Below are 12,909 nucleotides of genomic sequence, written 5' to 3'. Positions count from 1 at the left end.
ACATAGAAAGCCAGGTCAATGCTCTGGCTATACGCTACCTTCATTTTCAACAACCAGTATCCTGGCTTCACCTATCGGATGAGCGACATGCTCAGTGCCTGTTGAGGCAAAGAAAATATCGCCGGGTTCTAAAACCGTTGACTCCTCCTTGCCGCTTACCCGGTAAAACATCTCAACCCGGCCATCGAGCACCACAAACACCTCTTCGCCATCATTAACGTGCCATTTGTAGGGTTGATCTGTCCAGTGCAGGCGGGTGGTAATACCATTCATATTAGCGATATCTTTTGCGCCCCAGGCCCGGTCGGCCCTGAACGCCTTACTTCTGATAACTTCCAACGATCTTCTCCGTAGTGATAAGTGGAACACTTTGAACAGGGTGCAATTCTGGCCGAATACCAGCACCTCAATGCCCGGAACAGGCCTTGGTTAAGGCCAGCAAGCTGGCAGTAATCTTTTTATTAAACAAGCTAACAACGCCGTAAAAGCCACAACAACAATAAACTGCCCGCTAAGCTGAAGTGCCAGTTTGGGCCAGAAATCTATCTCTTCGGTGAATAGGGGGTGCCATACATATACCAGCATAAAATTGCCTGGAAACAGCAACACACCATACCCGGGCATGCCCCCCCCAGAGTAACCAGTTCAGCGCAAAGACCACGGCCCCCACAACCACCGCAATCAGGCCAGCGTACAGAGCGATACGTTTAATACTGAGTCTGTTCATTCTGTGCTAGTGCTTATCCTGACCCAAATCTATGTACGCGATCAGGTAGCCATATTCTTTATCCGTAAGCCGTCCCTGCTTGTGATGTTTCCTGGCCAGCTCATAGCTCCAGACTTCACCTTGTGGCGGTTCAGGCACAGATAAATCCAGTTCCAGCAGTTCTTTTCTGACTACCTGATTACCCTGCTCTGCTGCCTGCCTTGCGCAATAAGCCAGAACGTATTCAACCGCGAACTTATCAACACTGGGCTGCCAGGTATATTCGGTTTCACAGGCGAATTTTGTTTCACCCTGAGGCGTTACATACTCAAGGCGCCCGGTTGTACAGGCAGACATAGCAAGGGTAATCGCCACCATAAACAGAGATTTTTTATACAACAACGGGATGCTCCTGGTAATCCGGGCCAATAAACTCATCTCAGACGGCAATTTCTTTCACACGCTGCAACGCAAGCGGTGACCATTCCAGCTTCACTGACGCAATTTCCTTAAAACCATATCCTTCGCTTGTGCATGAGGAATGCCGTCGCCAGCCTCAATCTGCGCCTTGGCGCAACAAATATCTTCGAGCAGTACCAATCGCTCCTGCATGCGCTGGTACTCGTGCACACCAACAAGAACGGCAACCCCACGTCCTCGCTGAGTTAACACCATAGGGCGATGAGTCTCTTTAATCTGTTTCACAAAGGATGCAATTCCGGCCCTGAAGTCTGACACCTTAACGCCTATCGTCATTATTGCTCCTTGAAAATTCCCGCTACAAACGCGAGTAACTTGTTAGCCCATTTTACGGCTATTCAGAGATAACACTTTCAATCCAGTCTTTGTAATGGCTCAAACGAACATTACAACTGATTTGTCCATAGCGCCCGGGCGTTCTGTTCGTACTTTGAAGATCAGACCATGACGTCAATCCGGCCAACAACCACCCTTTCTCTGCCTGGATAAGCACTGGTCCGCCGCTGTCACCATTGCCTGAGCCACCTTCAAGGGGCAACGCATCAGCCGGTTTGTCAAACACATAACAAAGCCAGCGACCATCGGCACTGGTGACGTTATTGAACGCACGGCGAAGCTCAGTACGGTGGGAGCTGCTAAATTCGTATCCACTGACTCCATTGCCCGTCGCCCCTTTTCCTATGATCTTGATTATTTTGCCGAACTCGTCGTTGCTCCTATTAATTGCTACAGGAGAAACGTCAGTAACGGGTTGGGTCAATTTCAGCAGTGCAATGTCATCTGAAGATGAAAGCAGAACCCTGAAAAGCGTCCAGTCCCAGGTGGCCAGCGCCTGCTCACGTAACTTTTCCGATGGCGCTTTGTAGCCCGGGTGTATCAGGATACGCTCAACATCTCTGGATATACCGGCAATAGTTATCTGTTTGATTTCAGATTGCCAAGTGATCGCATGGGCAGCGGTAACAACCCACTGTGGGGCAACCAAAACACCATGCCCCTCACCAGGCATGTCAGCCAGAGCAGAAAACTCAGATGCCTGAACCCGATAATTTGAGTCATCTACGTCTTGGCGAATGACAATAGCGCTTGCGCCGAGAGAAACAACAAGCAATGTGAGCAACAAGAGTCGGGGCATGTATGATTCCTTTGGTAACGCCTTCGAGGGGCTAACGTTTTTCTGCGGAGATTTTCCGTGTTTCTGTGCGGAAGACTTCCTTGTTTTGTTTTTTGTACCATGGCTGCCAGGGATGCGCCAGTCTAAGGAAGGAGCATTTGCGCATTTGCGCATATGTGCAGACTCCGCGACAGGCAATGTGTTTAAAGCGACCAAATACTCTACTCTTTAGCGTCGGGCGCGGTAGAGTAAGCTGAATAATCACGGCCATATAAAAACATCACAGAGGCGAGTATGAAAGTATCACTTATCCGGGCCACATTATCGGCGTTGCTGCTTATTCCCCTTCTTATTCAGGCGAAAACAGAACCCTTTGGTCAGGGGCGGCAGCTTGTGAGTGCCGATAACTACCATGTGCTGACGCCCAGAGAGCGGATAGCACCGGAGAATAAGATTCTCAATCAGCGACTGGAACAGTTGCTGCCGCAGCTGATGGCGGAATCTGATCTGGATATGTGGCTGATTATTAACCGCGAATATGCCGAAGACCCGGTGTATTTTACCCTGGTGCCACAACCCACTTTTGCCGCCCGGCGCACCACCATGTTGCTGTTCAGCCGCAAGGCCGACGGCAGTGTGGAGAAGTTATCGGTAAACCGATATCCGCTGGGTGAACCTTATACATCAGCCTGGGCCGGTGGCGATTTAGAGCAGCAATGGCAGGCGCTGGCCGATGAGATTACGAAACGTAAGCCTAAGCAAATCGGCATTAATATCTCTGAGCACTGGCCGGTAGCCGATGGCTTAACCTCAGGCCTGCACCAGAAACTGTTGCAGGTACTGCCTTCTGAATACCAGAACCGCTTAGTGCCCGCAGAAAATTTAGTAGTACGCTGGCTGGAACAGCGTACACAAGCAGAAATTGACCTGTACCCGCAGATTGTCAGCCTGGCCCGCGCCGTGATTGCCGAAGGTTTCAGCAATAAAGTCATCACCCCCGGTGTGACTCACACTGACGATGTGGCCTGGTATCTTCGCGAGCGCTTTGAACAACTCGATTTGCCGGTATGGTTTATGCCCTATGTGAATCTGCAGCGCCCCGGCCTGCATTGTGAATCCGACAGCCCGTACTGCGGTATCAGCGGTACCATTGAACGGGGTGACGTGCTGCACACCGATGTCGGCATCTGCTACCTGAAGCTGTGTACCGACACCCAGGAAATGGCCTATGTGCTGAAAAACGGCGAAACCGATGCCCCGGACGGATTAAAAGCAGCCCTGGCAACGGGCAACCACTGGCAGGATTTGCTCACAACAGAGTTTAAAACCGGCCGCAGCGGCAACCAGATTCTGACCGCAACCCATAAGGCTGCCGACAAACACAACATCAACCAAAGTACTTACACCCATGCCATCGGCTTTGTGGGCCATGCACCGGGGCCTACCATCGGCATGTGGGATAACCAGGGTGACACGCCGGTACAGGGTGACTGGCCACTGCACGCCAATACTGCCTATGCCATTGAAGGCAATATCAAACAACAAGTACCGGAATGGCAGGATCAGTGGGTGCAAATCAAGCTGGAACAAAGCGCCTACTTTGATGGCAAACAGGTAATTTATCTAGCCGGCCGACAGACCCAATGGCATCTGGTGCGCTAGATTTGACAGCTTTAACCGGCCCGCGCAGCGGGCGAGCCACATGGATGTGGCGAGCACCTGAACTTTACGCATATCAGTCAAAGCAAGCTGCATCGCTCATCGCTGCTCACGCACCTTGCAGTGGAAGAACAAACTTTATCCCCTTACTTCAAGCAAACGCTTTACTTTTAATACGGGCATGAAAAATCCTTTCCAGATGCAGTCCCGTGTTGGCACCGGCATTGGCCGTACCTCAATACAAATGCTGCTGAAATTCCACAAAAACCTCCCGAATCTGGCCCGCCGGGCCAAGTTCACGAACGGCATCCCCCAGGCTGTAGTATTTCAGTTCAATCAACTGTGGCAGCTTGTCGGTTGAAAGTTCACCCACGCCTCGCGCAACATAATGATCAAGCACAAAGCGCAAAAAGTCCTGTTGCCGGTAGTCATGTCCCTGAAAGATGGCGTCTCTGTGTGAATCCACCCGCTCGGCGCGTGTCACCGGGGCCTGGTTGAACGCGATATAAGCCAGTACGTCATAGAGGTCGCTGTTTTCGGCCTCGATAAGTTTACTAACCTCCCGCAATTGATCCACGCCGTAGCCCTTTTCTTCCAGCCCTTCGAGCAGTTTACGGCGGGTATCCGGACGGCCCCACACGGTACGCAGCTCATCTTCATCAGCAAACAGTGCCGGCAACTCGCCAAACAGGCGCTGAACAAACTCGGCAGCGGAAATGGGCTTACCGTCAGGGCTCCAGAAGCTGGTGGCGCTCATATGCTGGATGGTGCGCTCTTTGCCGTCGGCCAGCTTTACCTTCACCTTTCTGCGTTTCTCGCACACGCAGGGATGTTCGCCGCAAACCTCGCAAGGTTCAGGGGGCTCCTTCTCGCAACGACACGGGCGCTCTCCACAGACCGGGCAGGGCCGTGGTGGTTCGATGGCACAAATACAGGGCTGCTGGCCGCAGGAGGCACAGGGTTCCGGCGCCAGCGGCTCGCCATCCCACTCCGGGTCGTTAAAGTGTTCGTAGGCCTTCACGAAATCAAAAATCGTGAAATAGTCCTTGCCGTCATACAGACGGGTACCCCGGCCGATGATCTGCTTGAACTCGATCATCGAGTTCACCGGCCTCATCAGCACGATGTTACGTACATTGCGGGCATCCACTCCGGTGGAGAGTTTCTGCGAGGTGGTCAGTATGGTGGGAATAGTTTTCTCGTTGTCCTGAAACTGCTTCAGGAAACGCTCGCCCTCGGCACCGTCGTTGGCAGTCACGCGCTCGCAGTAGTGCGGATCAGTGCTGGTCTTCATCTGATTGATAAGATCACGCACCGCCAACGCGTGCTCCTGGGTGGCGCAGAACACCAGCGTTTTCTCCCGCTGGTCGATCTGTTCCATGAACACCCTGACCCGATATTGCTCCCGTTCACGGATCTCGATAACGCGGTTAAAGTCGTCCTCGGTGTATCGCTTACCTTCCTCAATCTCGCCCTCAATGATCTGGTCATCGGCGGTATACACATAATCATCCAGGGTGGTGGCGATCTGGCGCACCCGAAACGGCGTCAGGAAGCCATCGTTGATGCCGTCCTTAAGCGAATACACATATACCGGCTCACCGAAGTAAGCGTAGGTATCGGCGTTGTGCCGACGCTTGGGCGTGGCAGTCAGGCCCAGTTGCACGGCGGGCGAAAAATACTCAAGAATACCGCGCCAGTTGCTTTCATCATTGGCACCACCGCGATGGCACTCGTCGATAACGATAAAATCAAAGAAGTCCGGCGGGTAGTCGCCGAAGTTCGGCGCGGGGTTGCCGGTAGCATCGCGCCCCGTCATAAAGGTCTGGAAGATGGTAAAAAACACATTACCGTTCTTCGGTACCCGGCCCTTCTTGCGGATGGTTTCCGGGTCGATGCGCACCAGCGCATCCTCGGGAAAGGCAGAGAAATCATTGAAGGCCTGATTGGCGAGGATATTGCGATCGGCCAGAAACAGAATGCGAGGCTGGCGCGCCGGCTTGCCGGTTGCCCGTGCCGCCAGGCTCCAGCGGGCGTGAAACAGCTTCCAGGAGATCTGAAAAGCAATGGCGGTTTTGCCGGTGCCGGTAGCCAGCGTCAGCAGGATCCGCTCGCGCCCGGCAGCAATCGCCTCCAGCGCCTGATTGATGGCGTTGTGCTGGTAATAGCGCGGTTGCCAGAAGCCGCCCTTGTCTTCGAAGGGCACCGCGCCGAAGCGTTCGCGCCAGCTGTTGATGGCCTCGTTCGCGCCGCCAAAGGTCTCGGCCCAGAGTTCGTCGGGCGTGGGATAGCCCGCCACCTCCCCTTCGGCACCGGTTTTCATGTCGATGCGGTAAAGGCCATCACCGTTGGTCGAGTAGGCAAAACGGGCTTGCAGGCGCTCGGCGTAGCGCTTGGCCTAGGCCAGCCCTTCGGTGACCGGCAGGCTGCGTTTCTTAGCCTCAATCACCGCCAGCTTCTGGCCGCGGTAGATCAGCACATAATCGGCGATGTCCTGCTTTGCCCGCTTGCCCGCGCCCTGCAATCGGCCCAGAGTAATCATCTCGCGCCGCACCCGGCTGGCGTCCACCACCCCCCAACCCGCCGCTTTCAGGGCCGGATCGATCAGCTCGGCGCGAGTCTCGGCTTCGTTGAGTCCGGATTGCCTCACAGTCCTTTCTCCTTTTTTCGCCAGGATCCACCGGGCGGCCAGTGCATTGCCGGCAAGCCGGCTTTGTCGGCCTTTAGTGCGTATCCGACAAAGTTTTCGATTACCTCCAGCACCGCAGCAAACGCCAACTCGGCGGGAACGTCTTGCCCCAGACGGCGCAAAAAAGCGCGCCACTGGGGCTGCTTGTCGGTGGCGAAACCGGGGGCAAAGAGAGGCGGTTCCGGCATAGGTGTATGCCGTCTTGCAAAGGTTGCGGAGATGGCCTGCACCAGAACATGCCTGTCGAAGCTGAACTGGCGGGAAAGCAACCAGATATCGTAGAAATCCTTCATCCGGCTGTTGATCGGCCCCAATGCCACCATAGCCTGCAGTTTCTCCGCAATGGCCGATTCACGGCTGTAGCACAGCAGTTCCGGTGCTGGCAGATCCAGCAGCACAGGATAGCGAATCAACTGCGGTTCGGGCACCACGGTATCGCCGAAACCGATATCCAGTTGCAGCCTTACCCGGGCCCCGTTCAGTTCGGCCCGTCCGCGGATGCGCAAGCCTTCGTAGTCGGCATCCTCGGTAATCGTTTCGGCCTCAAGCGAGTCGCCGTCAAAGATCAGGCCATCCTCGGCGCTGAGATCGGTGTTGACCACCTCGCGAAGCTGCGCCAACAACGCGTCCGGATTATTGTCGGTTCGCCCCAGCATGTCGATATCCATGGTCGGCCGCGCCTGTGGCGATTCCCACACCTGCAGCATCAACGCGCCCTTGAGCACAAAGCGGTCGGCATGTTCCGATCGGCTCAGACGATAGAGAAACCGTTCCATCAGGTAAAACTGGAGCACTTCCTGGAACGGTCGCTGCTGTTCACGCGACAGGTTGAGCAAGCGCTGGCGGATAGAGGCGGCGATATTACCCATCAACGGCCGGCCTCGAGATAGGGGCGCATCAGCTTCTCAACCCGACAGATGCGCGCATATTCCAGGATCTTCGTGTAGTCAGGCCGCCGACGCTTGCGGTAGAGCTCGAGCGTTTCCAGCACCACGTCCATGCCCAGGCTGTTGCGAAAGGCAAAGCAGTCGGCCAGGGTCTTTTCGGGCGAGTAGACCCGCAGCTCGATGCCATCAAGATCATGCCGCTCGATGCCGCTGTTGAATCGCTTGCCGGAAAAGCGGTAGCCCTGCACCGGCGGGTAATCCTGCACCGGCAGGCGCGCGTTGCGCGCCACGGCCAGATCGATACGCCGGGGGATCTGCGTCGTCAATTCGTGCCAGGCCAGCGCGGAGACCAGGCACAGCACAGCCCTGGGAAAGCGCGTGGCCACCGCCAGCAGATCCGGGTCGCTCACGGGGGGCAGTTCGGCGAGACGGTACAGGCCGCGGCTGACCGGCTCGATCACGCCCTGATCGCGCAGCTTGTAGAACTGGTAACGATTGAGCCCCAGCGCCAGCGCCTCGCTCAGACGCAGCTGGCCGCCGTGAGCGCGAAACAGCGCCACGGGGTCGCCGGAAGCAGGAGTGTGTGAGTGTTGGACGGCCATCATAAACCAGACAGAGTGTCACCATGTATATTTATCTGGTGACAGTTTGTCTGATATTGGCCAGACGGTCAAATCCTGCAGACGGCGGCCGATGCCGGTGACCAGACGTACCTCGACGGCCTTGTCGGCATCCTCAAAAATAACAATGGGGTTCCGGGCATCGGCTGTCACGCGACCTCCTTATCAGCCATATCCTGCTTCGCACGTTTGCCCGCCCCCTTGGGGATTCATAGCGCGAAACTCTCCTGCCCGGTTACCCGCTTGCCGGTACCGGTAGGCACCATGGAGTGGCTGCGAAGCTGCTCGATGGCCTCGCGAAATTGCTGCTGTGTGTATTGCTGCTTGTCCGGATGCCAGTTGTCCCGCGCCTCGCAGACAATCTCTGCCTCAGTGGGCTTGTGACCATCCAGCAGCAGGTTATTCCAGGCCGCATAGACGGTGGCAACCAGTTCCGCTTTTTGGGTATCCAGCGGCATCAGCAGGTTCACCACCCGGTCCAGGGCGCTCTTGTACGGCTCAACCGCATCCAGCGCTCGGGCCAACCATTCGCTGTAGCGCTTGCCTTTGACAAAGTCATAGCCCCGCTGGCCCGCTGGACGCTGCACAAAATCGTAAAAATCATGCTCTCTGGCCCATTGCTCGGCCGAGCGCATATGGGCGAAATCATTGGGGCCAGCGGCGTCCTTAACAGGCACCCGCCCCAGATCGATCCGGGCCAGTGCTTCCACCAGGTGCAGGGTTTTCTGTGCCTTTACATGGCCAAAGGTTTTATCTTTTCTCTCGGCTTCATGCCAGTGATAAGCCACCGCCATAATATGGGCAGCAAAAGCGGGCGAATCGGTACTTGGCGGTACACTCGATTTTTGCGCTGAGATGATGGGCACCACATTGCCCGCCGTCAGCTCGCCGGAGAAGGCTTTTTGCAACAGGGATTGTTTGAGTTCGGCCAGGGCGGTAAGTTTTTGTTGGTAGATGGACTCAAGCTGCCTTACGGCCGATCTAATCTCTTGAAGGCCCTCAATGATCTCTAACTGATTCTTTATCGGCGGAAAGGGGAATTTCTCGTTCTCAAAAGTAGCAAGGTTGATGTTATCTTGTGCGCTACCTTTTCCTTTTGCCTTGAGGATGCTCCTTACAGATTGCAAAAGAAACTCAACATACGTACTTGAAGCTATAGTCTCATCTATCACTAAGCCAATAATGCTATCCGGAAAACAGGCATCAAAATCAAGAATGCCAGTTTCAGCAATATTCGCAGCAATTGTTATGCAAATAGTTCCTTTCGGCCAAAGCTTGCTTTGCGCCAACCCCGACTCGTTATAGGTCGTGGTATACTCCATAATCAAATGGTCGCTGTTGCGCACGTCGCCAGTCTGGATAAATGGATACTTTCCGCCGAAGAGTTTCGGGTCATTTCTTGGGCGATGCTTTGATTTTCCGCGACCATAATCTTTACAAACCTCCCTCAGAGTCAAGTCAATCCACCTCTCACCCCGCTTGCTGAACACCGAATTCAGATAACTCTCAAATAACTCGCGGGCGTTGGCGAAGTTCTTTTGGGTGTTGGCGATAGCTGTGTCGATCCCGGCAAAGGCCTCATCGAGGATGGCGACAATGCGTTTTTGTTCGGAGAGGGGTGGGAGATCCACAGCGATTTCTTCAATTTGTTTTTTGTTGATAGACGCAAAAACCGCACCCTCACTTCCCTTGATTTCTTCCTGTTTAAAAAGAAGCCAGTAAAACAAGTACATCCTATCAATATTCTTGCCAGGTCGAATTGCAGCAAGACCACGACCAATACACGCTTTTTCAGTTGCAAAATTAATCGGCCCCACCGGTGCACGCACTGACATAAGAATATCGCCAGGTTCCGCCTCCTTCGTGACAATGCGAGTCCAGGTGGAAGGTTGGCGAATGTACATTCGCCCAAAATGTTTTTTACCTTGATAGAAAGGCAGTCCATCCCCCTCATTGTTATAAGCACTGCCTTTTGGGGACTGTCCGGCTATAACGGTACATATTTCTCCGATTACTTGGTGTTTCCATCTGTCAGTCATAACATCCCCCGAATCCCTTCCAGGATTTCCTCACTTTCCTTATCCAGCGTTTCAATCTCGTTAATAATCACTTCGGGGTCGCGCAGGGGTTCGGCCCCGGCCTTATTGGGGTTTTTTACCGAGAGATCGACGCTGTCGGGATCGATATCGGCCACGTCCACGGTCCAGCTGTTGTCCGAGTCCTCAAAACCAGCCTGGCGGGCGACAAAGTCGGCTAGGTCGTTGTCGTTCAACGGATTGGTCTTGCCCAGGCTACGGCCGGGGTCGAGCTGGTAATGCCAGATCTTGCGCGTGGGCGCGCCTTTTTCAAAGAACAGCACCACGGTCTTGACCCCGGCGCCGAGGAAGGTGCCGCCGGGGCAGTCGAGAATGGTGTGCAGGTTGCAGTTGTCCAGCAGTTCCTTGCGCAGGGTGCGGGAGGCGTTGTCAGAATTGGATAAAAAAGTGTTTTTGATAACGATGGCCGCCCGGCCACCGGCGCGCAGATACTTGATGAAGTGCTGCAGGAACAGAAAGGCCGTCTCGCCGGTCTTGATGGTGAAGTTCTGCTGTATCTCCTTGCGCTCCTTGCCGCCAAAGGGCGGGTTGGCGAGGATCACATCGAAACGGTCCTTTTCCTGAATATCGGCCAGATTCTCAGTCAGGCTGTTGGTATGGACGATATTGGGCGTCTCGATGCCGTGCAGGATCATATTCATAATGCCGATCACATAGGGCAGGCTTTTCTTCTCCTTGGCGTAGAAGGTGCGCTTTTGCAGGGTATCGAGGTCAGCGGTGGACAGATGGCTGCCGTCGCCATTTTTGCCAGAAGCGCCATCCGGCCCCTGTTCCTGAAAACCATAGCGCAGATAATCATGCGCTTCGCACAAAAAGCCCGCCGACCCGGCCGCAGCGTCATAAATGCGCTCGCCGATGGTCGGATTGACCACCCGGATCATGGCGCGGATCAGCGGGCGCGGGGTGTAATACTCGCCGCCATTGCGCCCGGCATTGCCCATGTTCTTGATCTTGGCTTCGTACAGGTGCGACAACTCGTGTTTTTCGGCCTGTGAGCGGAAGCTCAGCGTATCGATCAGCTCCAGCGCATCACGCAGGCTGTAGCCACTGGCAAACTTGTTGCGGATCTCGCTGAAGATCTCACCGATGCGGTATTCCAGCGTATCGGTATCGCTGGCCCGCTCCCTGAACCCCTGCAAGTAGGGGAACAGCTCGCCGTTGACGAAGGCAATCAGATCGGCGCCGGTCAGCGCCTTGTCATGGTCGAACTCGCCGCTGGCCGTTTTCGGCGCAGCCCAGGCCGACCAGCGGTAGGGCTCGTCAATCACATACTGATACGCCTTACCCACCAGCTCCGCCTCCTGGGCGCGCTCATACTCCAGGTCGTCCAGGTACTTAAGAAACAGCATCCACGAAGTCTGCTCGGTGTAGTCCAGCTCCGTAGCGCAACCGGCCTCTTTCCAGAGTACGTCATCGATATTGCGGAAAGTTTGTTCGAACATTCAGGATCCTGCGTTTAGTTTGTTGGATTATGCCAAAGTCTGGGCTTTATGGGTTAATGCCTTTAGCATGCGCGGCTTTGGAGTGAAAACAAGGCCGCTCCGGCAAAGCCTTCGCCGTGCCTGGCCTTGTTAACTGGCAACCTCAATAAGGCACCACTTCGTTCTGCTATTTATCTTTTTCCACTCTGCCTGATATGTGCCGGTAATTTCCACCTGAGAATCTCTGGCACCAGTGGGTTTGCTGATTATACCGTGGATCGGCGCTCCATTTCGAAACATGGAATAGATCCCCTCGTCTCTTCCCTGGTAAAAAAGAGGATCGTCTACAACTGCAACGAATGCTCCCGCCCTGAAGCCTGTTTGAACGAGCTGTTCAATAAACTGTATGTCTTTGCAGAAGCTGTATACCTGCTCCGGAATCTGGCCATTTCGGGGATACTTCAATTCAATGACTCCCATGGGTTTCGCTGTATCCCGCTCTATTATCGAGATGTCTATCTCCCTCTTTGCAAATCCCTGCTTCTGAACGCCGAAATGCCCAATGTTTCGTTCGAACTCAACCCTGTAAGCGGGGTGCTTCGAACGAAGGAAGATGCCAAGTTCGTGCTGCAAGCTGAACTCGTTGTAGATCTCCACCTCGCCGGATGCGACAAGGCCCATAAATTCTTGTATATCTTCAAACATCTTTATAACAGCTAGGGTTTTATACAGGAAGGGTTCCGTGTTTAAGTGCGGAGGTCTTCCTTGTTTTGGTTTTGTAGCATGTTCACCCCTCCAATTCCACTGTAGGAGCGAAGCTCCGTCTGGCTGAACGACAAAAATCTGTGATTTTTGGCTGGAATAGTCCGGCTGGCGATACCAGATGGCGCCTGTGCGTTTGTCAGAATTGCTAGGGTAAATAAATCAGATGTGGTGCCCGAGCCGGAAAATATTGCCGAGAGCAATATTTGACAGCTTTAGCTGGCCCGCGAAGCGGGTGAGCCACATGGATGTGGCGAGCACCTGAACCGCACGCGAAGCGTCGGTTTAAGGCCGGTCTTACTGAAAAGAAAACGGGTACGAATGAGGTAAATTAATAGGGAAGAAATACAGATAAATAATGGTGCCCGGGGCTGGGTGAAGCCAGTTTCTGTAGGAGCGAAGCTCCGCCTGGCTGAACGACAAAAATCTGTGATTTTTGGCTGGAATAGTCCGGCTGGCGATACAAGATGACGCC

The 12,909-nt window shown here is 54.4% G+C and carries 11 protein-coding genes and 1 pseudogene; 1 reads left to right on the top strand and 11 read right to left on the bottom strand.

Annotated elements, in window-relative coordinates; translation table 11 throughout:
- Positions 1 to 27 precede the first annotated feature (27 nt).
- The 4 genes from AT746_RS08245 to AT746_RS08225 all read right to left on the bottom strand — a co-directional run bounded on the left by AT746_RS08245 (position 28) and on the right by AT746_RS08225 (position 2,321).
- Positions 28 to 339, bottom strand: a complete 312-nt coding sequence (locus tag AT746_RS08245) for a cupin domain-containing protein (RefSeq protein WP_062478944.1) — start codon at positions 337 to 339, stop codon at positions 28 to 30.
- A gap of 394 nt (positions 340 to 733) precedes the next feature.
- Positions 734 to 1,108, bottom strand: a complete 375-nt coding sequence (locus tag AT746_RS08235) for a hypothetical protein (protein WP_062478938.1) — start codon at positions 1,106 to 1,108, stop codon at positions 734 to 736.
- A 90-nt stretch (positions 1,109 to 1,198) separates the two neighbouring features.
- Positions 1,199 to 1,462, bottom strand: a complete 264-nt coding sequence (locus tag AT746_RS08230; protein WP_062478936.1) for a type II toxin-antitoxin system Phd/YefM family antitoxin — start codon at positions 1,460 to 1,462, stop codon at positions 1,199 to 1,201.
- A 58-nt stretch (positions 1,463 to 1,520) separates the two neighbouring features.
- A complete protein-coding gene (locus AT746_RS08225) occupies positions 1,521 to 2,321 on the bottom strand; it encodes a trypsin-like serine protease (protein ID WP_062478934.1) in 801 nt (266 codons plus the stop codon).
- A gap of 273 nt (positions 2,322 to 2,594) precedes the next feature.
- Here AT746_RS08225 and AT746_RS08215 point away from each other — a divergent pair, with 273 nt between their 5' ends.
- On the top strand, positions 2,595 to 3,962 hold the full coding sequence (locus AT746_RS08215; protein ID WP_062478929.1) for a M24 family metallopeptidase: 1,368 nt from the start codon (positions 2,595 to 2,597) through the stop codon (positions 3,960 to 3,962).
- 232 nt (positions 3,963 to 4,194) lie between these two features.
- On the opposite strand, the pseudogene hsdR reads toward AT746_RS08215, so the two are convergent.
- From hsdR to AT746_RS08185, 7 genes and pseudogenes are all read right to left on the bottom strand, one after another.
- Positions 4,195 to 6,609: pseudogene (hsdR, locus tag AT746_RS08210) on the bottom strand (EcoAI/FtnUII family type I restriction enzme subunit R).
- On the bottom strand, positions 6,606 to 7,517 hold the full coding sequence (locus AT746_RS08205) for a nucleotidyl transferase AbiEii/AbiGii toxin family protein (protein WP_062478926.1): 912 nt from the start codon (positions 7,515 to 7,517) through the stop codon (positions 6,606 to 6,608). The pseudogene hsdR and the gene AT746_RS08205 overlap by 4 nt, the downstream one beginning before the upstream one ends.
- Positions 7,517 to 8,095 (bottom strand): type IV toxin-antitoxin system AbiEi family antitoxin domain-containing protein, encoded by a 579-nt coding sequence (locus AT746_RS08200; protein ID WP_231731047.1) that lies wholly within the window; start codon positions 8,093 to 8,095, stop codon positions 7,517 to 7,519. The genes AT746_RS08205 and AT746_RS08200 overlap by 1 nt, the downstream gene beginning before the upstream one ends.
- A 60-nt stretch (positions 8,096 to 8,155) precedes the next feature.
- Positions 8,156 to 8,308 (bottom strand): hypothetical protein, encoded by a 153-nt coding sequence (locus AT746_RS19790; RefSeq protein WP_156413653.1) that lies wholly within the window; start codon positions 8,306 to 8,308, stop codon positions 8,156 to 8,158.
- Positions 8,309 to 8,364: 56 nt separating this feature from the next.
- A complete protein-coding gene (locus tag AT746_RS19620) occupies positions 8,365 to 10,194 on the bottom strand; it encodes a restriction endonuclease subunit S (RefSeq protein WP_082633194.1) in 1,830 nt (609 codons plus the stop codon).
- Positions 10,191 to 11,693, bottom strand: a complete 1,503-nt coding sequence (locus tag AT746_RS08190; protein WP_062478922.1) for an N-6 DNA methylase — start codon at positions 11,691 to 11,693, stop codon at positions 10,191 to 10,193. Before AT746_RS08190 ends, AT746_RS19620 begins: the two co-directional genes overlap by 4 nt.
- A gap of 129 nt (positions 11,694 to 11,822) precedes the next feature.
- Positions 11,823 to 12,377 (bottom strand): hypothetical protein, encoded by a 555-nt coding sequence (locus AT746_RS08185; protein WP_062478918.1) that lies wholly within the window; start codon positions 12,375 to 12,377, stop codon positions 11,823 to 11,825.
- Between the last annotated feature and the right edge of the window lie 532 nt (positions 12,378 to 12,909).

The organism is Lacimicrobium alkaliphilum (genome assembly GCF_001466725.1).
GTDB classification, from domain to species: Bacteria; Pseudomonadota; Gammaproteobacteria; order Enterobacterales; family Alteromonadaceae; genus Lacimicrobium; species Lacimicrobium alkaliphilum_B.
Note: the sequence above shows the minus strand (reverse complement) of the source record. Positions and strands in the feature narration are given on the sequence as shown.

What these genes read in the sequence shown, in the direction of transcription:
- AT746_RS08205 (WP_062478926.1), bottom strand. Translation starts at nt 7,517, where the DNA reads ATGGGTAATATCGCCGCCTCTATCCGCCAGCGCTTGCTCAACCTGTCG.
- AT746_RS08185 (WP_062478918.1), bottom strand. Translation starts at nt 12,377, where the DNA reads ATGTTTGAAGATATACAAGAATTTATGGGCCTTGTCGCATCCGGCGAG.
- AT746_RS08190 (WP_062478922.1), bottom strand. Translation starts at nt 11,693, where the DNA reads ATGTTCGAACAAACTTTCCGCAATATCGATGACGTACTCTGGAAAGAG.
- AT746_RS08215 (WP_062478929.1), top strand. Translation starts at nt 2,595, where the DNA reads ATGAAAGTATCACTTATCCGGGCCACATTATCGGCGTTGCTGCTTATT.
- AT746_RS08225 (WP_062478934.1), bottom strand. Translation starts at nt 2,321, where the DNA reads ATGCCCCGACTCTTGTTGCTCACATTGCTTGTTGTTTCTCTCGGCGCA.
- AT746_RS08230 (WP_062478936.1), bottom strand. Translation starts at nt 1,462, where the DNA reads ATGACGATAGGCGTTAAGGTGTCAGACTTCAGGGCCGGAATTGCATCC.
- AT746_RS19620 (WP_082633194.1), bottom strand. Translation starts at nt 10,194, where the DNA reads ATGACTGACAGATGGAAACACCAAGTAATCGGAGAAATATGTACCGTT.